This window comes from Leclercia sp. UBA1284 (assembly GCF_002308415.1).
In the GTDB taxonomy this organism is placed as follows: Bacteria; Pseudomonadota; Gammaproteobacteria; order Enterobacterales; family Enterobacteriaceae; genus Enterobacter; species Enterobacter pneumoniae.
Map to the genome: position 1 here is coordinate 363,586 of NZ_DBUS01000009.1, position 19,321 is coordinate 382,906.

General features: G+C 53.3%; 18 protein-coding genes and 1 tRNA gene. 14 read left to right on the forward strand and 5 right to left on the reverse strand.

Annotation, left to right across the window (positions count from 1 at the left end; all coding sequences use genetic code 11):
- The first annotated feature begins 1 nt into the window (after nt 1).
- The 8 genes from recJ to B3511_RS20375 all read left to right on the forward strand — a co-directional run bounded on the left by recJ (nt 2) and on the right by B3511_RS20375 (nt 6,912).
- Complete coding sequence (recJ, locus tag B3511_RS20340; RefSeq protein WP_040074148.1) at nt 2-1,735, forward strand: single-stranded-DNA-specific exonuclease RecJ; 1,734 nt, start codon at nt 2-4, stop codon at nt 1,733-1,735.
- Nucleotides 1,736-1,825: 90 nt separating this feature from the next.
- A protein-coding gene (prfB, locus tag B3511_RS20345) for a peptide chain release factor 2 (RefSeq protein ID WP_154298971.1) occupies nt 1,826-2,924 on the forward strand; the annotation gives its coding sequence in 2 pieces (ribosomal slippage) (nt 1,826-1,900 and nt 1,902-2,924; 1,098 coding nt in all).
- A gap of 9 nt (nt 2,925-2,933) precedes the next feature.
- Entirely contained in the window at nt 2,934-4,451 is a 1,518-nt protein-coding gene (gene lysS / locus B3511_RS20350) for a lysine--tRNA ligase (RefSeq protein ID WP_212476465.1), read from the forward strand.
- A gap of 211 nt (nt 4,452-4,662) precedes the next feature.
- Nucleotides 4,663-5,406 (forward strand): amidase activator ActS, encoded by a 744-nt coding sequence (gene actS, locus B3511_RS20355; protein ID WP_212476464.1) that lies wholly within the window; start codon nt 4,663-4,665, stop codon nt 5,404-5,406.
- An 80-nt stretch (nt 5,407-5,486) separates the two neighbouring features.
- Nucleotides 5,487-5,560, forward strand: a tRNA-Gly gene (locus B3511_RS20360).
- 244 nt (nt 5,561-5,804) lie between these two features.
- Nucleotides 5,805-6,035: a 4Fe-4S mono-cluster protein YjdI gene (yjdI, locus tag B3511_RS20365; RefSeq protein WP_040074154.1), complete on the forward strand. Its 231-nt coding sequence runs from the start codon at nt 5,805-5,807 to the stop codon at nt 6,033-6,035.
- A 10-nt stretch (nt 6,036-6,045) separates the two neighbouring features.
- Entirely contained in the window at nt 6,046-6,318 is a 273-nt protein-coding gene (locus B3511_RS20370; RefSeq protein ID WP_040074156.1) for a GNAT family N-acetyltransferase, read from the forward strand.
- Nucleotides 6,319-6,408: 90 nt separating this feature from the next.
- Entirely contained in the window at nt 6,409-6,912 is a 504-nt protein-coding gene (locus B3511_RS20375) for a GNAT family N-acetyltransferase (RefSeq protein WP_286791446.1), read from the forward strand.
- Here B3511_RS20375 and B3511_RS20380 read toward each other — a convergent pair.
- Both B3511_RS20380 and B3511_RS20385 read right to left on the reverse strand, forming a co-directional pair.
- The gene (locus B3511_RS20380) at nt 6,909-8,138 is read right to left on the reverse strand and encodes an amino acid permease (protein WP_263616346.1); all 1,230 of its coding nucleotides are present in this window, start codon (nt 8,136-8,138) and stop codon (nt 6,909-6,911) included. The two genes, B3511_RS20375 and B3511_RS20380, sit on opposite strands and share 4 nt — an antisense overlap.
- A gap of 121 nt (nt 8,139-8,259) precedes the next feature.
- Nucleotides 8,260-8,721: a multidrug/biocide efflux PACE transporter gene (locus B3511_RS20385; RefSeq protein WP_286791448.1), complete on the reverse strand. Its 462-nt coding sequence runs from the start codon at nt 8,719-8,721 to the stop codon at nt 8,260-8,262.
- A 106-nt stretch (nt 8,722-8,827) separates the two neighbouring features.
- Here B3511_RS20385 and B3511_RS20390 point away from each other — a divergent pair, with 106 nt between their 5' ends.
- The gene (locus B3511_RS20390) at nt 8,828-9,739 is read left to right on the forward strand and encodes a LysR family transcriptional regulator (protein ID WP_286791450.1); all 912 of its coding nucleotides are present in this window, start codon (nt 8,828-8,830) and stop codon (nt 9,737-9,739) included.
- Between the two features lie 14 nt (nt 9,740-9,753).
- On the opposite strand, the gene B3511_RS20395 is transcribed toward B3511_RS20390, so the two are convergent.
- Complete coding sequence (locus B3511_RS20395) at nt 9,754-10,530, reverse strand: ABC transporter substrate-binding protein (protein WP_212476458.1); 777 nt, start codon at nt 10,528-10,530, stop codon at nt 9,754-9,756.
- Nucleotides 10,531-10,544: 14 nt separating this feature from the next.
- The gene (locus B3511_RS20400; RefSeq protein ID WP_040074164.1) at nt 10,545-11,723 is read right to left on the reverse strand and encodes a M20 aminoacylase family protein; all 1,179 of its coding nucleotides are present in this window, start codon (nt 11,721-11,723) and stop codon (nt 10,545-10,547) included.
- Nucleotides 11,724-11,950: 227 nt separating this feature from the next.
- Here B3511_RS20400 and B3511_RS20405 point away from each other — a divergent pair, with 227 nt between their 5' ends.
- Nucleotides 11,951-13,129, forward strand: a complete 1,179-nt coding sequence (locus B3511_RS20405) for an acetyl-CoA C-acetyltransferase (RefSeq protein ID WP_040074167.1) — start codon at nt 11,951-11,953, stop codon at nt 13,127-13,129.
- Nucleotides 13,130-13,454: 325 nt separating this feature from the next.
- Entirely contained in the window at nt 13,455-14,138 is a 684-nt protein-coding gene (locus B3511_RS20410; protein ID WP_040074170.1) for an oligogalacturonate-specific porin KdgM family protein, read from the forward strand.
- Nucleotides 14,139-14,274: 136 nt separating this feature from the next.
- Here the strand turns inward: B3511_RS20410 and B3511_RS20415 are convergent, their stop codons facing one another.
- Nucleotides 14,275-15,450: an oligogalacturonate lyase family protein gene (locus B3511_RS20415; RefSeq protein WP_286791452.1), complete on the reverse strand. Its 1,176-nt coding sequence runs from the start codon at nt 15,448-15,450 to the stop codon at nt 14,275-14,277.
- Between the two features lie 443 nt (nt 15,451-15,893).
- On the opposite strand from B3511_RS20415, the gene kduI reads away from it, so the two are divergent.
- The 3 genes from kduI (at nt 15,894) to B3511_RS20430 (ending at nt 19,285) form a co-directional block, all read left to right on the forward strand.
- Complete coding sequence (gene kduI / locus B3511_RS20420) at nt 15,894-16,730, forward strand: 5-dehydro-4-deoxy-D-glucuronate isomerase (RefSeq protein WP_040078401.1); 837 nt, start codon at nt 15,894-15,896, stop codon at nt 16,728-16,730.
- A gap of 62 nt (nt 16,731-16,792) precedes the next feature.
- Nucleotides 16,793-17,554, forward strand: a complete 762-nt coding sequence (kduD, locus tag B3511_RS20425; RefSeq protein WP_040074172.1) for a 2-dehydro-3-deoxy-D-gluconate 5-dehydrogenase KduD — start codon at nt 16,793-16,795, stop codon at nt 17,552-17,554.
- A gap of 315 nt (nt 17,555-17,869) precedes the next feature.
- Nucleotides 17,870-19,285, forward strand: coding sequence for an arabinose-proton symporter AraE (locus B3511_RS20430; protein WP_286791453.1), 1,416 nt, complete (start codon nt 17,870-17,872; stop codon nt 19,283-19,285).
- Nucleotides 19,286-19,321 lie beyond the last annotated feature (36 nt).

The window sequence follows — 19,321 nt, forward strand, 5'->3', positions numbered from 1 at the left end:
CGTGAAATCAACGATACAGCTCCGCCGACGTGAAGTGGATGAAAATGCAGATCTGCCTGCGGATCTGCCGCCCCTGTTGCGTCGGTTGTACGCCAGCCGTGGCGTAAAAAAACCTGACGATCTGGAACGCAGCGTAAAAGGGATGCTTCCCTGGCAGCAACTGAGCGGTATCGATAAAGCCGTTGAAATGCTCTACAACGCGTTTCGTGAAGGCACCCGCATTATGGTGGTGGGCGATTTTGACGCCGATGGCGCTACCAGTACGGCGCTGAGCGTCTTGAGCCTGCGGGCAATGGGCTGCGACAATGTGGCCTACCTGGTGCCGAACCGTTTTGAAGATGGTTATGGCCTGAGCCCGGAAGTGGTGGATCAAGCCCACGCGCGCGGCGCGCAAATGATCATGACCGTGGATAATGGGATCTCCTCTCATAGCGGCGTGGATCGCGCGCATGAACTTGGGATCCCGGTGCTGGTCACCGATCATCACCTCCCCGGCGATACGCTCCCGGCGGCAGAAGCGCTCATCAACCCAAATCTGCGCGACTGCGCCTTCCCGTCTAAATCGCTGGCGGGTGTCGGGGTGGCGTTTTATCTGATGCTGGCCCTGCGTGCCTTGCTGCGTGATAAAGGCTGGTTTGAATCTCGCGGCATCGCCGTACCTAACCTCGCTGAATATCTCGATCTGGTGGCGCTGGGTACCGTGGCAGACGTGGTACCGCTGGATACTAACAACCGTATTCTCACCTGGCAGGGGTTAGGCCGCATCCGTGCGGGCAAATGCCGGCCGGGTATTAAAGCGCTGCTGGAGATCTCCGGGCGCGATCCGTTAAAGCTGGCTGCCAGCGATCTGGGCTTTGCCCTGGGGCCGCGGCTGAATGCGGCGGGGCGTCTGGATGATATGTCTGTCGGCGTGGCGCTGCTGCTGTGCGACAACATCGGCGAAGCGCGCATGCTGGCCAACGAACTGGATGCGCTGAACCAGACCCGCAAAGAGATTGAGCAGGGGATGCAGGCCGAAGCGCTGACTCTGTGCGAGAAACTGGAGCGCAGCAGTGAGACGCTGCCGGGCGGGCTGGCGATGTATCACCCGGAATGGCACCAGGGGGTCGTCGGCATTCTGGCGTCGCGTATCAAAGAGCGTTTTCATCGTCCTGTCATTGCCTTTGCCCCCGCGGGGGATGGCACGCTGAAGGGTTCCGGCCGCTCCATTCAGGGGCTGCATATGCGCGATGCTCTGGAGCGACTCCACACGCTTCATCCGGACCTGATGATTAAGTTCGGCGGCCACGCGATGGCGGCGGGCCTGTCGCTGGAAGAGGCAAAGTTTGACGAATTCCAGCAGCTGTTTGGCGCGCTGGTGACCGAGTGGCTGGATCCCGCGTTACTGCAGGGTGAGGTGGTCTCGGACGGAGAACTTCCGGCAGCCGAAATGACCATGGAAACGGCACAAATGCTGCGCGATGCAGGGCCCTGGGGGCAGATGTTCCCGGAACCGCTGTTCGATGGCCGCTTCCGTCTGCTGCAACAGCGCATTGTCGGCGAACGCCACCTGAAAGTTATGGTCGAGCCTGTTGGCGGCGGTCCGCTGCTGGATGGCATCGCCTTTAATGTTGATACCTCTATCTGGCCGGACAACGGCGTGCGTGAAGTGGAGTTGGCTTATAAACTCGATATTAACGAGTTTCGTGGCAACCGCTCCCTGCAGATCATCATCGACAATATCTGGCCAATTTAACGGCAGTAATCGCTATAAAAAAGGGCGTGGATTGGGTACAATCCCGCTCTTATCACCGCATTTTGACTAGTCCAGAAAAGAAAACAGACCATGTTTGAAATTAACCCGGTAAAAAACCGCATTCAGGACCTCACGGAGCGCTCTGACGTTCTTAGGGGGTATCTTTGACTACGATGCCAAGAAAGAGCGTCTCGAAGAAGTAAACGCCGAGCTGGAACAGCCGGACGTCTGGAACGAACCTGAACGCGCACAGGCGCTGGGTAAAGAGCGTTCCTCCCTCGAAGCCATTGTTGATACCCTCGACCAAATGTCTCAGGGTCTGGAAGATGTTTCCGGGCTGCTGGAGCTGGCTGTTGAAGCCGACGACGAAGAAACCTTTAACGAAGCCGTAGCCGAGCTCGACGTTCTGGAAGAGAAGCTGGCACAGCTCGAATTCCGTCGTATGTTCTCTGGCGAATACGACAGCGCAGATTGCTACCTGGATATCCAGGCGGGCTCCGGCGGTACCGAAGCACAGGACTGGGCCAGCATGCTGACTCGTATGTACCTGCGCTGGGCGGAAGCGCGTGGTTTCAAAACTGAAATCATCGAAGAGTCTGAAGGCGAAGTGGCGGGTCTGAAATCCGTGACTATCAAGATCATCGGCGATTACGCTTACGGCTGGCTGCGTACTGAAACCGGCGTGCACCGTCTGGTGCGCAAGAGCCCGTTCGACTCCGGTGGCCGTCGCCATACCTCCTTCAGTTCCGCGTTTGTTTACCCGGAAGTTGACGAAGATATTGATATCGACATCAACCCGGCGGATCTGCGTATCGACGTTTATCGCGCATCCGGCGCGGGTGGTCAGCACGTTAACCGTACAGAATCTGCGGTGCGTATTACCCACATCCCAACCGGGCTGGTGACACAGTGCCAGAATGACCGTTCCCAGCATAAGAACAAAGACCAGGCCATGAAGCAGATGAAAGCGAAGCTTTATGAGCTGGAGATGCAAAAGAAAAATGCTGAGAAGCAGGCGATGGAAGATAACAAATCTGACATCGGCTGGGGCAGCCAGATTCGTTCTTATGTCCTTGATGACTCCCGCATTAAAGATCTGCGTACCGGTGTTGAAACCCGTAACACGCAGGCGGTGCTGGATGGCAGCCTGGACCAATTTATCGAAGCAAGTTTGAAAGCAGGGTTATGAGGAACCAACATGTCTGAACAACAAGCACAGGGCGCTGACGCGGTCGTCGATCTTAACAATGAACTGAAAACCCGCCGTGAGAAGCTGGCTGCGCTGCGTGAGCAGGGCGTGCCGTTCCCGAACGATTTTCGTCGTGACCATACCTCAGACCAACTGCACGCTGACTTTGATGGTAAAGAGAACGAAGAGCTGGAAGCGCTGAACATCGAAGTGGCCGTTGCTGGCCGCATGATGACCCGCCGTATTATGGGTAAAGCCTCCTTTGTGACGCTGCAGGACGTGGGCGGCCGTATTCAGCTGTACGTTTCTCGTGATGACCTGCCGGAAGGCATTTACAACGAGCAGTTCAAGAAGTGGGACCTGGGCGATATTCTGGGCGCGAAAGGCAAGTTGTTCAAAACCAAGACCGGCGAGCTCTCTATTCACTGCACCGAGCTGCGTCTGCTGACCAAAGCCCTGCGCCCGCTGCCGGACAAATTCCACGGCCTGCAGGATCAGGAAGCGCGTTATCGTCAGCGCTATCTGGACCTCATCTCTAACGATGAATCCCGCAAGACCTTCAAAATTCGCTCTCAGATCATGGCCGGTATTCGCCAGTTCATGGTGAATCGCGACTTTATGGAAGTGGAAACCCCGATGATGCAGGTGATCCCTGGCGGCGCCTCTGCGCGTCCGTTCATCACCCATCACAATGCCCTCGACCTCGACATGTACCTGCGTATCGCGCCGGAACTGTATCTGAAGCGTCTGGTGGTGGGTGGTTTCGACCGCGTGTTCGAAATCAACCGTAACTTCCGTAACGAAGGCATCTCCGTGCGTCATAACCCAGAGTTCACCATGATGGAACTCTATATGGCGTACGCAGATTACAAAGATCTGATCGAGCTGACCGAATCCCTGTTCCGTACCCTGGCGCAGGATATTCTGGGCACCACGGAAGTGCCTTACGGTGAAGAGGTCTTTGACTTCGGTAAGCCGTTCGAAAAACTGACCATGCGCGAAGCGATTCAGAAATACCGTCCTGAAACCAATATGGCCGATCTGGATAACTTCGACTCGGCGAAAGCCATTGCCGAAAGCATCGGAATCAAGGTTGAGAAGAGCTGGGGTCTGGGCCGTATCGTGACCGAGATCTTCGAAGAAGTGGCCGAAGCGCACCTGATTCAGCCGACCTTCATCACTGAATATCCGGCTGAAGTTTCTCCGCTGGCGCGTCGAAATGACGAGAACCCGGAAATCACTGACCGCTTCGAATTCTTTATCGGTGGCCGCGAAATCGGTAACGGCTTTAGCGAGCTGAACGATGCCGAAGATCAGGCGCAGCGTTTCCAGGATCAGGTTAACGCGAAAGACGCCGGCGACGACGAAGCGATGTTCTTTGACGAAGACTACGTGACCGCGCTGGAGCACGGTCTGCCACCAACGGCGGGCCTGGGCATTGGTATCGACCGTATGGTAATGCTGTTTACTGACAGCCACACCATCCGTGACGTGATCCTCTTCCCGGCGATGCGTCCGGTGAAGTAAGCCTGACAGAGACACAAACAAGCCCCGACGTTTACCGCGTCGGGGCTTTTTTATTGCCTGCCGCGGGGAGATAACAGCGCATCGGGCACTATCCACCGGTATACCGTTATCTCGTCAGGCCGAAGGCGAGTTCAGCTGCCGCGAAAAGATTGGGCATCGGGAAGGGGGCTGCTATCATATGGCGGCCATTCACGTTGAATAAGGAACTGTTTTGTTTGCAGGAAGCCTGACGAGAAAAAACCTCTTCGCGCTTACTTGCCTGACGCTCACACTTTTGCTGGTGGGATGTTCGGGCAGTAAATCTTCGGGGGGCAGTTATTCCGGTGCGGTGTATACCGTTAAACGCGGCGATACCCTTTATCGCATATCGCGGATGACGGGCACCAGCGTGAAGGAGCTGGCGCGTCTGAATAATATCTCTCCGCCGTATACCATCGAAATCGGGCAGAAGCTGAACGTGAACGGCAGCAGCGCGGGTTCGAAAAAATCGTCTGGCAAGAGCAGCAGAAAAACTGCCGTCACGCCGTCCTATGCGGTGCCGACCTCTTCCTGGCCACCGGTTGGGCAGCGCTGCTGGGTCTGGCCTGCCAGTGGAAAAGTGATTGTTCCCTATTCCACCGCAGAAGGGGGGAACAAAGGAATAGATATCGCAGGCACGCGCGGTTCACCGGTTTATGCCTCGGATGCCGGCAAAGTGGTCTACGTGGGTAATCAGCTGCGTGGCTATGGCAACCTGATTATGATTAAACATGGTGAGGATTACATTACCGCCTATGCGCATAACGATTCCATGCTGGTGAATAACGGGCAAAACGTAAAGGCCGGACAGAAGATCGCCACCATGGGCAGTACCGGGACCAATACGGTGGCGCTGCATTTCCAGATCCGCTATCGCGCCACGGCTATCGATCCCCAGCGCTATCTGCCCGCCCCGGGTGGAAAACCGAAGTGCTAAATGGTTATTTAATCGCCACTTAGCTGTTAGCAGGCTTGTCAGCGTGTGCGTAAAGCCTATAATGCTTTACGCACCTCAAAGCGGGCGTAGTTCAATGGTAGAACGAGAGCTTCCCAAGCTCTATACGAGGGTTCGATTCCCTTCGCCCGCTCCAGCTTTCTCTTTTCTTAAAAAATCCCTTTATTCATGCATCACCCGACAAATAATCAGCCGCTTAACGCTCTGTCAGCCTGAACAATCACAGCTTTAAACGAAAAAAAGCGCATCTTCTTCCACTCTCTTTTTAAAACGCCACTCTTCTATCTGAACTGCCTGAGGCACCCTTTTTCATTTTGCTTCTCAATAAGCCGTAGCGCTATTCTTATTGCCGAATCAATAATAATTACAGAGGCAATGTCATGGATAACGAACTCCTGGAAGCGGGGTATCGCGCCTATACCGGTGAAAAAATTGATGTCTATTTTAATACCGGTATCTGCCAGCATGCAGGCAACTGCGTGCGTGGAAGTGCAAAGCTCTTCAATCTTAAACGTAAACCCTGGATCATCCCTGATGAAGTGGATGTAGATACCGTGGTGCGCGTCATCGACACCTGCCCGAGCGGCGCCCTTAAATACCGTCATAAATAAGCGAGAAATTATGGAAATTCAGGAAGGCCACAACAAATTTTATGTCAATGATGCCGCAGGTAACCAGGTCGCGGAAATCGTCTTTGTGCCTACGGGCGAGCACCTGAGCATCATTGAACATACGGATGTCGATCCGAGTCTGAAGGGACAAGGGGTGGGCAAACAGCTGGTGGCGAAAGTAGTCGAAAAAATGCGTGCAGAGAATCGCAAAATCATTCCTCTCTGCCCGTTTGCTAAGCATGAATTTGATAATAATCGCGAGTACGACAGTATCCGCGCCTGATGTCGCATTCACAGACCTTATCCTGCAAAATCTGATAGTTGCCTCAGTGCTATGCCCCCCGGTACTCTTTCAGGGATATCAGGGGGAAGCATGGATTTACAGATTAAAGAAGCCACGGTTGAGGATATCGCCGTGCTATCCGCATTAGGCAAAACAACCTACCTTAGCCACTTTGCCCACTACTGGCATTCGCAACAGGCGATGCTGGCATGGCTGGAGGAGGAGTATTCTGTCTCGATCCTTACGGCCAGCCTGAATGACCCTGACGTGCGCTGGCTGCTGGCCATCACCGATAAGCCCATCGGTTTTGCAAAATACACCCGGCAGCAGCAGCCCGCGGAGCCGGGTACGCTGCTGAATAAACTCTATTTCACCCAGGCCGCTACCGGCCATGGCTTTGGACAATTACTCTTTACAGAGGTGTTAACCCGCGCGAAAGCCAGCGGCAGTCGCTACTTTTGTCTTGAGGTATTGCAGGGCAACGAAAGGGCAAGGCGGTTTTATGAAGCGCAGGGCATGCGCCATCTGCGCGACGACGTGTTCAGCACGCCGGATCAGACCAGCGTGCTGCACGTCTATGGCATGGCGATTTAGGCGATAAACATCACCGATACGCACATCACGCCGACAATCAGCGTCAGCAGATTGCCCACCGAGCGGTAGGGTTTCAGGGACGGGATCAGGTAGGTTGATAACGTCGGCATGATGAACAAAATCATGGCGATGAGCGGCCCGCTAATGGCATAAATCATCGAAATGGCGTTCGGATTAATGCAGCACACCACGAACGTAATCAACGACACGATCATAATAGAGAGCGCGCGGTTAAAGGCCCGGCTTTTCTTGACCCCCACCTGGTTCAACGACGATTTCACTATCTCCGTCGCCCCCTCGATCACGCCAAAATAGGTGCCAAGGAAGGATTTCGACATCGCCACAATGGCGACCACAATCCCGGAAATACCCAGCCAGGACGGCGACGAAGGCATCATCGACAGCGCAGAGAGAATGGTCACGCCTTGCTCTTTGGCGGCCACGATATAGGCCGGCGGAATCGACAGCAGACAACTAAAGACAAAGAACAGCACGCTCAGGCAGATGATCAAATAGGCCACCTTCATGATGCGGGTACAGTGTCCCATGGCGGCATCGCCATACTTTTCCCGACGGTCAACGGCAAAGGTTGAAATGATCGGCGTGTGACTAAAGGCAAATACCATGACCGGGATCGATATCCACACCTGATGCAGCGTCTGTTTATCGAAGCTCATCTGGCTGGTGAGCAGGGTGGGTTGCCAGCTGCCGGTCAAATAAATCGAGACCAGCAGAAAATAGGCGATCAGCGGGAAGACCAGAAAACCCATTACCCGCAGAGTGATATGACGTCCCATCAGGAAGATGAGGTTAAGGGCCAGTACCACGCCAAGGCTCACCAGCACCCGCACGGTAAGGTCTACCGTCATGCGTTTTGCCAGCTGTTCAGTAAGCGAATTGGTGATCGCCACGGCATAGATCAGCACGACCACAAAGAAAGCCACGAAATAGAGCGTGGTGATCAGATTGCCGATCGTCTTTCCGTAGTAGTGCGTTACCGCACCGGTGATCCCTTCATTGCCTTTTGTCTTTGAGGAGAGGATGAACTGGCACAGTGCTTTATGAGGCCAGTAAGTGAGTGGCCAGGCCACAAGAGCGGTGATAAACAGGACGATAGCGCCTGCGGACCCGAGCTGGATAGGCAAGAACAGGGTTCCTGCGCCCACGGCAGTGCCATACAGGGCAAAGCTCCAGAGGGTCTCTTCTTTAGACCAAATTTTCGACATTAGAAAAACGTATCAACTATAAAAACAACAAAAAGGAGACTAATTTACCATAATTATGGGGAGACGGCGCAGTTGACGTTAGGTAAGCGGGGCCGGAAAGCATTTCCGGCCGGTGGGGACGTTAGTTTGCTGCGGCGCGTCGCAGCTCGCGGCGGCGGATAATACGATCGCGCAGCGTGTCGTATGCCCAGTTATAGAACATGGTGTAGGGCAGGAAGAAAATGAAGAACCCTATCTCTAACATAAACGCCTGAAGCAGACTCACGCCCAGCACCATCGATACGATACCGACGCCGATAAATATAAATCCGACTTCAAAACCGAGCGCGTGCAGGGCGCGCACTTTGGTCGTGCGCGGCACCTTATGCCGGGGCCACAGTGCGTCGAACCCGGCGTTATAAATGATGTTCCAGATCATCGCGGTGGTGGCGAGAATCAGGGTTAATCCTCCCATCTCCAGCACCGGGCGCTGCATCAGCCAGGCGGTTGTCGGCGCGAGGATCGCCGTGGCAATCCCCTCAAAACAGACGGCGTGAAAGATGCGTTCCGGCAGTTTTCTGCGTTGAACATCGTTGTGCTGCATAACCTGATACCTCGTTAGCGTGCCTGTATGGGCAAAATAATGTCGCTATTTTTATCGTTTAAACTGATATATAAAAGTTGGATTCCATCGATAAAGTAGATACACCATGCGCTACTCTCCTGAAGCATTAACGGCGTTTGTCGAGACGGTGGCGGCGGGATCCTTCTCCGCTGCGGCCCGCCGTCTACGAAAAAGCCAGTCCACCATCAGCACGGCCATCGCCCACCTGGAGGACGATCTCGGTTTTATACTGTTTGATCGCAGTGCACGACAGCCGGTGTTGACCGCTCAGGGCAGGCAGGTGCTGGGCTATGTCCAGTCGATCCTGGCCGCCAGCGCCCGTCTCGATGAACTGGCGGTCTCGCTCAGCGATGAAACTGAACCCCGGCTGACCTTTGTACTTTCTGACACCCTGCACCCGGATGTGCTTGAAGAGATGCTCTACCGTTTTGACGAGCGCTTTCCACACACCGAATTCGAATGTCTGATTGGGGAAGAAGAGGACGTGATCGATCTGCTGCAAAAAGAGCGGGCACAGATTGGCCTGACCGAGGCGCGTGAGCACTATCCCACCGATATTGGTGCCACCCGCCTGCCCATGCAGACGCACATGGCGATATATACCTCAGCCGGCCACCCTCTGGCGGCGCAGACGCGCATCAATGCCGATGAACTGCACGGCTGGCGAGAACTGCGCCTGAACACCTATCTGGAGCGCCAGCCAACGCTGGCTCAGGGGCCGGTCTGGTCTGCACCTAACTATCTGATGTTGCTCAGCATGGCGGTGCAGGGCTTCGGCTGGTGCGAATTACCCTGCGCGCTGGTAGAGGAGTTCGCGCCGGCTAAAACTCTGGTGCAGCTCAATGTCGCAGGGTGGCCGCGATCGGTGGCCATTGATGTGGTATGGAATAAACGTTCCCCGCCGGGAATGGCGGGGAACTGGCTGCGGCATTACTTACAGGAGAAGGCCGATCCCGGGACATCGTCCGGCAGAAAAGGCCCGCCCATCCGTTTGTGACGAGCGGGAAAACATTACTTACCGGTATAGATATCAAAACTGAAATAGCGGTCGGCGAGCTTTTTGTAGGTACCATCCGCCAGGATCGCGGCAATCGCCCCGTTCAGCTCCTGGCGCAGCTTATCGTCCTCTTTACGTAGACCAATGGCCGCCCCGGCGCCAAACAGGGCATCGTCCTGAAGCGCGCCGCCAACAAAACCAAATGCCTTGCCCTGGGGTTTGCTCAGAAAACTGTACTCAGCCATAACGCCCGAGAGGACAGCCCCGTCAATTCGCCCGGATTCGAGATCGCGGATAACCTGGTCGGCCCCCTGATACGCCACCACGTTAACTCCCTCACCGCGCCACTTCTGGTTGGCATAAGTCTCCTGGGCGGAACCCTGCTCAACGCCAATGGTTTTGCCTTTCAGCTGGGCCAGGCTGTTGTCGGGCAGGCTATTTTTACGGGCGACCAGGAAAGCGGGTCCGCTGTATATCTTGTCGCTGAAGGCAATCTGCTCTTTGCGTTTCTCGGTGATATACATCCCCGATAAAATGGCATCGAACTTACGCGCCTTCAGGGAGGGAATAATCCCGTCGAAATTATTTTCTACCCAGACGCATTTCGCCTGTAACTTTGCGCAAATCGCATTACCCAGATCGATATCAAACCCAACCACGTCGCCCTGAGGATTTTTCGACTCAAAAGGGGCGAAGGTCGGATCTACGCCAAAGCGGAGCTCCCGGGTCTCACCCGCGAACACGGATGAGGCAGCCATCAATGCCAGCAGCGGTAATAAATATTTTTTCATTTTTATGTACTCTCTTAACGGCAATAGTTTTCCACTAAACGGGCAAAGAAAGAGGCGCCCGTGGTGATGATTTCGTCATTAAAGTCGTAGCCCGGGTTATGCACCATGCAGCCGCCTTTCTCCCCTTTCTCGCCGTTGCCGAGTAAGAAATAACTGCCAGGGCGTTCCTGCAACATAAAAGCGAAGTCTTCGCTGCCGTTAGAAGGCGATACGCTATCCAGCACCGCATCCTGACCAAAAAACTCGATGGCCAGCTGGCGGGCAAAAGCAGTCTGTTCGGCATCATTAATTAATACCGGGTAGGAGTCATAAATCTCGATTTCACAGCGGGCGCCATAGCTACGGGCGGTGAGATCGGCAATCTCTTTAATACGGCGAATCAGTAGCTCACGGATCTCCGGTTTCATGGAACGTACTGTCAGTTCCATCTGGGCACTATCCGGGATCACGTTGGAAGCAATACCCGCGTTGAAGGTCCCTACGGTAACGACGGCGGTTTCTCCCGGCGGTACGTTTCGCGAAACAATGCTTTGCAACGCCATCACCAACGCGGCGCCCGTCAGAATGGGATCGACGCTACGCTCAGGGTGCGCGCCATGTCCACCGTAGCCGTTAAGGGTAATTTTGACGGTATCGGCAGAGGCCATAAAGTTGCCTTCATAGAAGCCGAATTTACCGGTCGGCAGCCAGGGCATATTGTGCAGGGCAAAAATTCGGTCGCAGGGGAAGCGGTCAAACAACCCATCCTTAATCATTAAATCCGCCCCGCCAATTGCCTCTTCGGCCGGCTGGAAAATAAGGTGCACTGTGCCGTTAAACTGACAGGCGTCTGAGGCGAGGTATTTTGCCGTCGCCAGTAAAATGGCGGTGTGTCCGTCGTGACCACAGGCGTGCATTTTGCCGGGTACGGTACTGGCCCAGGGGAGGTCGGTGGTTTCAAAAATCGGCAGCGCATCCATATCGGCCCGCAGGCCGATAGTTTTACTGCCCTGGCCTTTGCTGAGCGAACCCACAACGCCGGTTTTACCGATATCACGGGTAACCTGGTAGCCCCACGATGCTAGCTGGCGGGCAACCAGATTACTGGTATTAAACTCTTCGAGGCTTAATTCTGGGTTGGCATGTAAATAACGGCGGATGGCAATAATTTCGTCTTCTGATTCTTTTATTTCTGGAATGATACAGTCGACCATTTGTTACTCCAGTGTGAACGCGTGTTTGCAATTTCTAACTTATCTTTCTGCTGAGATAATGCAAATACGTTCTCTTATAATTACCTTGATAATGATTACTCTTCTTAATGTCCTGCGGCGTTAAGCCACAAATCCTTTGTGATAAAACTCACTATTTTTAAACAATTACATTAATAGTTGATAACAATCCTCTACTATTGCCGGTGTCATTTTGCGCAGAGGTTGAGATGAAAGACGTCGTCATTGTGGGTGCATTGCGTACAGCTATTGGCTGTTTTCAGGGAGCGTTGGCGCGTCACTCTGCGGTTGAGCTGGGTAGCGTGGTGGTTAACGCGCTGGTGGCACGTAGCGGCGTTGCTGCCCATGAAATTGATGAAGTGATCCTCGGTCAGGTATTGACCGCAGGAGCCGGGCAAAATCCCGCGCGGCAGGCGGCGTTAAAAGGGGGACTCCCGAATACCGTCTCGGCGATCACCATTAACGACGTATGCGGTTCGGGCCTGAAGGCACTGCACCTGGCCACGCAGGCGATCCAGTGCGGCGAAGCCGACGTGGTCATTGCGGGGGGGCAGGAGAACATGAGCCGTGCTCCGCATGTTCTGACCGACAGCCGCACCGGTGCGCAGCTCGGCAACAGTCAGCTTATCGATAGCCTGGTGCACGATGGCCTGTGGGATGCCTTCAATGATTACCATATGGGCGTGACCGCAGAGAACCTGGCGCGGGAATATGGCATCACGCGTGAGTTACAGGATGCCTATGCGCTTAGCTCTCAGCAAAAGGCCCGCGCGGCTATAGATTCCGGGCGTTTTCGCGATGAGATTGTACCGGTTGCCGCATCCCGCGCTGGCGGCGAACCCTTTATCGTCGATACCGACGAACAACCGCGTGTGGATGCCAGCGCTGAAGGGCTGGCTATGCTGGCTCCGGCCTTTGAAATGCTCGGTTCCGTGACCGCCGGCAATGCGTCGTCAATCAATGACGGTGCTGCGGCGGTGATGATGATGAGTGAGAGTAAAGCCGAAGAGCTGAATCTGCCGGTGCTGGCGCGTATAAAAGCCTTTGCCAGCGTGGGGGTCGATCCTGCCCTGATGGGGATTGCGCCGGTCTATGCCACCCGCCGCTGTCTCGAGCGTGCAGGCTGGCAACTCAGCGACGTGGATCTGATTGAAGTCAATGAGGCCTTTGCCGCGCAGGCGCTGTCGGTAGGTAAGATGCTGGAGTGGGATCCTCTCCGGGTCAACGTTAACGGCGGGGCAATCGCCCTCGGTCACCCTATTGGCGCTTCAGGCTGTCGTATTTTAGTGTCGCTGGTTCATGAGATGGCGAAGCGCAATGCCCGTAAAGGGCTGGCCACATTATGTATCGGCGGCGGCCAGGGTGTGGCGCTCGCCATCGAAAGATAACCCCAGCGCAGTAATATCTCCTGCTACACAGCCCCCAATTTTGGGGGCTTTTTTTGTGAAATGAATCTTATTTTTATCCGCATAAGTCAATTCTCAATTTTCTAATAATTTAAGTGTCATTAATCCCGTGCGTTAATACCCTTCTTTTGTGATCCTTACCATTAAATTTCCCCTTAATCATCTTCTTTTGTTGATGGTTGTCACGTCCATCGTTGCCAAAAAAAATGAAACAAGTAATTACGATCAGGATCACTAAAATATCGTTATTTAAAAAATAAAATGCAATTCCATAAAAACGAAACATCATTTTAATTGAGGGTGTCCCATGTTTAAAAAATCTCTGGTCCTTGCTTCTCTCATTGGTGCGTCTTTCGCGGCTCAGGCTGTTACCGTAGATTTGCGTCATGAGTATATCGATACAGGAACTAACGCAGACCGCGTGTCCGTATCACATCGTTTTGATAATGGTTTTGGTTTCTCTGTTGAAGCGAAATGGAAATCAGGTGGTGATAAAGCCGATCAGCCTTTTGCAGATATCGTGGGCAATGGTCACGAAGAACAAATTAGCTGGCGCTGGAAAGCAAACAAGAATATTGCGATAACGCCGGGCCTGACGCTGGAAAGCAAAGAGAGTAATACCGTCTATAAACCTTATCTGCATGCGCAATATAGCTTCGATAGCGGTTTCTACATGGCCGCACGTTACCGTTATGAATATAACCGTTATCCTTCTACGCCAGACCGGGAAGACGATAAAGTCAATCGTGGTGATGCGTGGATCGGTTGGGTAATGGGCGACTGGCGCACCGAGCTGAATTATGTTTATGCGAAAAGCTCTGAAGGCACCATTCGCAATAACAACAAAGATTATTCTCAAGAGTATAACGTGAAGCTGGCATATAAGTGGGATAAAAACTGGGCACCATACGCTGAAGTGGGTAACGTCGGTGTTAAAACAACGGATGAACGTCAAACCCGTTTCCGTTTAGGTGTGGCATATTCATTCTAACCAGACAGCATCAGGGAAAGAAAAGCCGGCTCATGCGCCGGCTTTTTTGTGGCTGAAATATCTTGCGGGTGGCAGTAGAAATAAAAAAAGCCCTCCGCGAAGGAGGGCAAGGCCAGTTACAGAAACACTAACTCAATTAAGATTGCAACATTTCAGGTTGCTCAGGAAGTTTCGCGATATAAAGAGCGGGTTTACCGTCTTTATCGGAACTAAACAGGACCGCACTGTCATCCGGCGTAAAGGAAGGGTGCGGATGGGTCACCTGGCGGCTATTTGCTACCGTGGCCCAGGAGGTATCGTGACGCGCGATGCGGAAATAACCTTTCTTCGCCACGTCGAACGCATACAGATAAGGATCGTTATCGATGGTATAGCCGCTGGTGTCTTTCACATCCACCGGCGTACCAGAGCCGTCGCCTACCAGCAGCGTGCCATCAAAGTTACTCATCAGATGGGAACAGGCGGGCATCTGCATCACGGTTTCATTAATGCCGGTATCCGGATTGAAGCGATAAATCGTGCGGCCCTGTTCGCCCTTCAGATAAGAGACATAAATCAGGGCAGAACCGTTTGGCACCCAGAACTCGTGGGTGCAGCTTTCGCCTTCAGCGTGCTCCTTCACTTTACGCACATGTCTCCCGTCTTCATTGACCAGCCACATGCGTGCATCGACCAGGTCGTGCGGACCTTCATGGCAGAACGCAACGGTGTTGTCATCGAACGGGCGATAGATAGGGTGACCGAGCCAGTTTTTCTCTTCATGGATGACGCGGCTTTCGCCGGTTTGCAGATCCACGCGCAGCAGACGGCAGTGTGGGCCTTTGTGGAAAAAGTCGTGGAAGATCTTCCAGTCATTGAGCGGCGTCCAGTCGCTTTTGGCGATTTCAATGCCAACCAGTTTCGTGCAATCGCTGTTCGCCACCCAGGTGCCGTATCCGACCCAGTCATCGCTCACGCGATAGATTTCACGCTCGTCGAGCGTGCGCAGATCCACTTCCCGCAGGGTGCGATCGTTCTTCACGTAGTAGAGCGAAGTATCGTCGGGTGACAAGAAGCCGCCAAAGGTGTTATCACCGGCCCCTTCGGTCAGCTGTACGGCCTCGGCTTTGTTGATATCCAGCAGGTAGTAGTTCCAGTGGCCGTCAAACTCTCCGGCAAACAGCAGATGGCTGCCATCATTGAAAAAGCATTTTTGATAGAAGTAGTTACGGTGGCACGTTACTTCCGGGGGGGTCAGGCGGGTGACTTCCACGCCTGTATCCGGATCGCGGCTAACGTCATAGTTCAGCTTGACCCGCATACCTTTTGCCATGATGCGCTCCTTGATGTCGACGGTAGGGCAAAGGCCCTGAAGATAATGGTTTAAAAACTGGGTATTAAATTATCAAAACATCGTTTCAATGTGTGTGACTGGTGGCGCACTTCTGGACAATATGGAGACATTTGTATCATTCAGTTTCATGTTATTGCTGATAATAATTTTTGTGCTGAATATCCTGCTGAGAACCTTTCTCTATTCTATCTTCCTGTTTTTAAAGTTATTTAAAAAACACCTTAAACAGCGCGGTAGGGCCGCTAGCCTGACAATCGTGATCGAAACTACACTTCTGAGATTAACATGCAGAAAAAGTGAAACAACGTTTCGAATGCAATTGAAAACCCATTTCACAGAAGATAATATGTGCTCATCATGAAAACGGAACATCGTTTTGTTAATTATCCAGGCTAACTAGCCAGAATACGTTGGAGGTTAATGTGGAAGTCAGACAAAGCATCCACAGTGCGCACGCAAAAACGCTGGATACCCAGGGGCTGCGTAATGAGTTTTTAGTTGAGAAAGTGTTTGTCGCGGATGAGTACACCATGGTGTACAGCCACATTGACCGCATCATTGTTGGCGGCATTATGCCGGTGGCAAAAACCGTCTCCGTGGGCGGCGAAGTGGGCAAACAGCTGGGCGTAAGCTACTTCCTCGAGCGTCGCGAACTGGGCGTGATCAACATTGGTGGGCCAGGTACCATCACCGTAGATGGCCAGTGCTACGAAATTGGTCATCGCGACGCGCTGTATGTAGGCAAGGGTGCCAAAGAGGTGGTCTTCGCCAGCGTAGATAACAGCAAACCCGCGAAGTTCTACTACAACTGCGCGCCTGCGCATACCACCTATCCCACCAAAAAAGTGACCCCGGCAGACGTCGCTCCTGTCACGCTGGGGGATAACCTCACCAGCAACCGTCGCACCATCAATAAATATTTCGTTCCCGATGTGCTGGAAACCTGCCAGCTCAGCATGGGGCTGACCGAGCTTGAGCCGGGCAACCTCTGGAACACCATGCCGTGCCATACCCATGAGCGCCGCATGGAAGTTTACTTCTACTTCAACATGGAAGACGACGCCTGCGTATTCCACATGATGGGACAGCCGCAAGAGACGCGCCATATCGTGATGCACAACGAGCAGGCCGTTATCTCGCCAAGCTGGTCCATTCACTCAGGCGTTGGTACCCGTGCATACACCTTTATCTGGGGTATGGTGGGTGAGAACCAGGTCTTTGATGACATGGACCACGTCGCTGTTAAAGATTTGCGCTAACTGCGGGCAGTTATGCATAACTCTGCCTGTTATGACAGGCGCTGAACGATTAAGGAAAAAACATGATTCTGGATTCATTTTCTCTGCAAGGTAAAGTGGCCGTTGTTTCGGGTTGTGACACGGGGCTGGGCCAGGGTATGGCGTTAGGTCTGGCAGAAGCGGGCTGCGACATCGTTGGTATTAACATCGTTGAGCCGACCGAAACTATTGAGCGCGTTACTGCGCTGGGTCGTCGCTTCCTGAGCCTGACTGCCGATTTGCGTAAAATCGACGCCATTCCTGAGCTGCTGGATCGCGCCGTTGCTGAGTTCGGTAAAATCGACATTCTGGTAAACAACGCGGGTCTGATTCGCCGTGAAGACGCGATCAACTTCAGCGAGCAGGACTGGGACGACGTGATGAACCTGAACATCAAGAGCGTGTTCTTCATGTCTCAGGCGGCGGCGAAGCACTTTATCGCTCAGGGCAACGGCGGCAAGATCATTAATATCGCCTCTATGCTCTCCTTCCAGGGCGGTATCCGTGTGCCTTCTTACACCGCATCGAAAAGTGGCGTAATGGGCGTGACCCGTCTGCTGGCCAACGAATGGGCGCAGCACAACATTAACGTGAACGCCATCGCGCCAGGTTACATGGCAACGAACAATACCCAGCAGCTGCGTGCTGACGAAGAGCGCAGTGCTGCCATTCTTGAGCGTATTCCGGCAGGCCGCTGGGGTCTGCCATCGGATCTGATGGGGCCGGTGGTATTCCTGGCCTCCGGTGCATCTGACTATATCAACGGCTATACCATTGCGGTTGATGGTGGCTGGCTGGCACGTTAATTTTCGCGTCACGTTATAAAAAACCTCTGCCCATGGGCGGAGGTTTTTTTTGCCTGTAATGTTGATTATCCATATCAAGAAAGATAATTAATCCATACTAAAAAAACAGGCATGACAGGCGTCACACATTTATCGCTTATTTATTAGCTAATTAACGGGTAATTAAGATTTTTCATAATCATTTGAAATTGTAATGTCCATCACATAACGCTATGACATAGCTAATTAATCCATAACTTCACCCATTCCCGCCTGACACTTATTCCCCTTATCTCGTAATTTCAGTTAACGAATTTTCGGTTCTGGCAGGAAATTATGACATCAATAAATGACTCTACCCTTATGCCGGCTGCGCTGCGTGACACCCGGCGCATGAATCAGTTTGTCTCGATTGCGGCTGCCGTGGCAGGCCTGCTGTTCGGGCTCGATATTGGCGTGATCGCCGGTGCATTGCCGTTTATTACCGAGCATTTCACCCTCAGCAGCCGCCTGCAGGAGTGGGTAGTGAGCAGCATGATGCTGGGCGCAGCGATAGGTGCGTTATTTAATGGCTGGCTCTCATTCCGTCTGGGGCGTAAATACAGCCTGATGGTGGGGGCAATTCTGTTTGTTGCCGGGTCCGTTGGCTCTGCCTTTGCCACACAGGTTGAAGTGCTGTTGCTCGCCCGCGTGCTGCTGGGCGTGGCGGTGGGGATTGCATCTTATACGGCGCCGCTCTACCTCTCGGAAATGGCGAGTGAAAACGTGCGCGGGAAAATGATCAGTATGTATCAGCTGATGGTGACGCTGGGCATCGTGCTGGCATTCCTGTCGGATACCTATTTTAGCTACAGCGGTAACTGGCGCGCTATGTTAGGAGTACTGGCGTTACCGGCGCTGCTGCTGATCGTATTAGTGATTTTCCTGCCGAACAGCCCGCGTTGGCTGGCGCAGAAAGGGCGCCACGTGGAGGCGGAAGAGGTGCTACGCATGCTGCGAGACACCTCTGAAAAAGCGCGCGAAGAGCTGAATGAGATCCGCGAAAGTCTGAAGCTGAAGCAGGGCGGCTGGTCGCTGTTTAAGGTTAACCGCAATGTACGCCGCGCGGTATTTCTCGGTATGTTATTGCAGGCGATGCAGCAGTTTACCGGCATGAATATCATCATGTATTACGCTCCGCGAATCTTCAAAATGGCCGGATTCACCACCACAGAACAGCAGATGATTGCCACTCTGGTGGTCGGGCTGACCTTTATGTTTGCCACCTTTATCGCCGTGTTCACCGTCGATAAAGCCGGGCGTAAGCCGGCGCTGAAGATTGGCTTTAGCGTGATGGCAATAGGTACGCTGATCCTCGGCTACTGCCTGATGCAGTTCGATAACGGCACCGCATCGAGCGGGCTCTCCTGGCTTTCGGTGGGCATGACCATGATGTGCATTGCAGGCTATGCCATGAGCGCCGCGCCGGTGGTATGGATCTTGTGTTCTGAAATTCAGCCACTGAAATGCCGTGACTTTGGCATCACCTGCTCTACCACCACTAACTGGGTCTCCAACATGATCATCGGGGCAACCTTCCTGACATTGCTGGATGCCATTGGTGCGGCGGGAACGTTCTGGCTCTACACGGCATTAAACGTGGCGTTTATTGGCATCACCTTCTGGCTTATTCCTGAAACCAAAGGGGTGACGCTGGAACATATCGAACGCAAACTGATGGCGGGAGAGAAACTGCGCGACATCGGCGTGTAATGTCTGTTCAGTTTGCCCCTCTTCTTTGCATAGAGA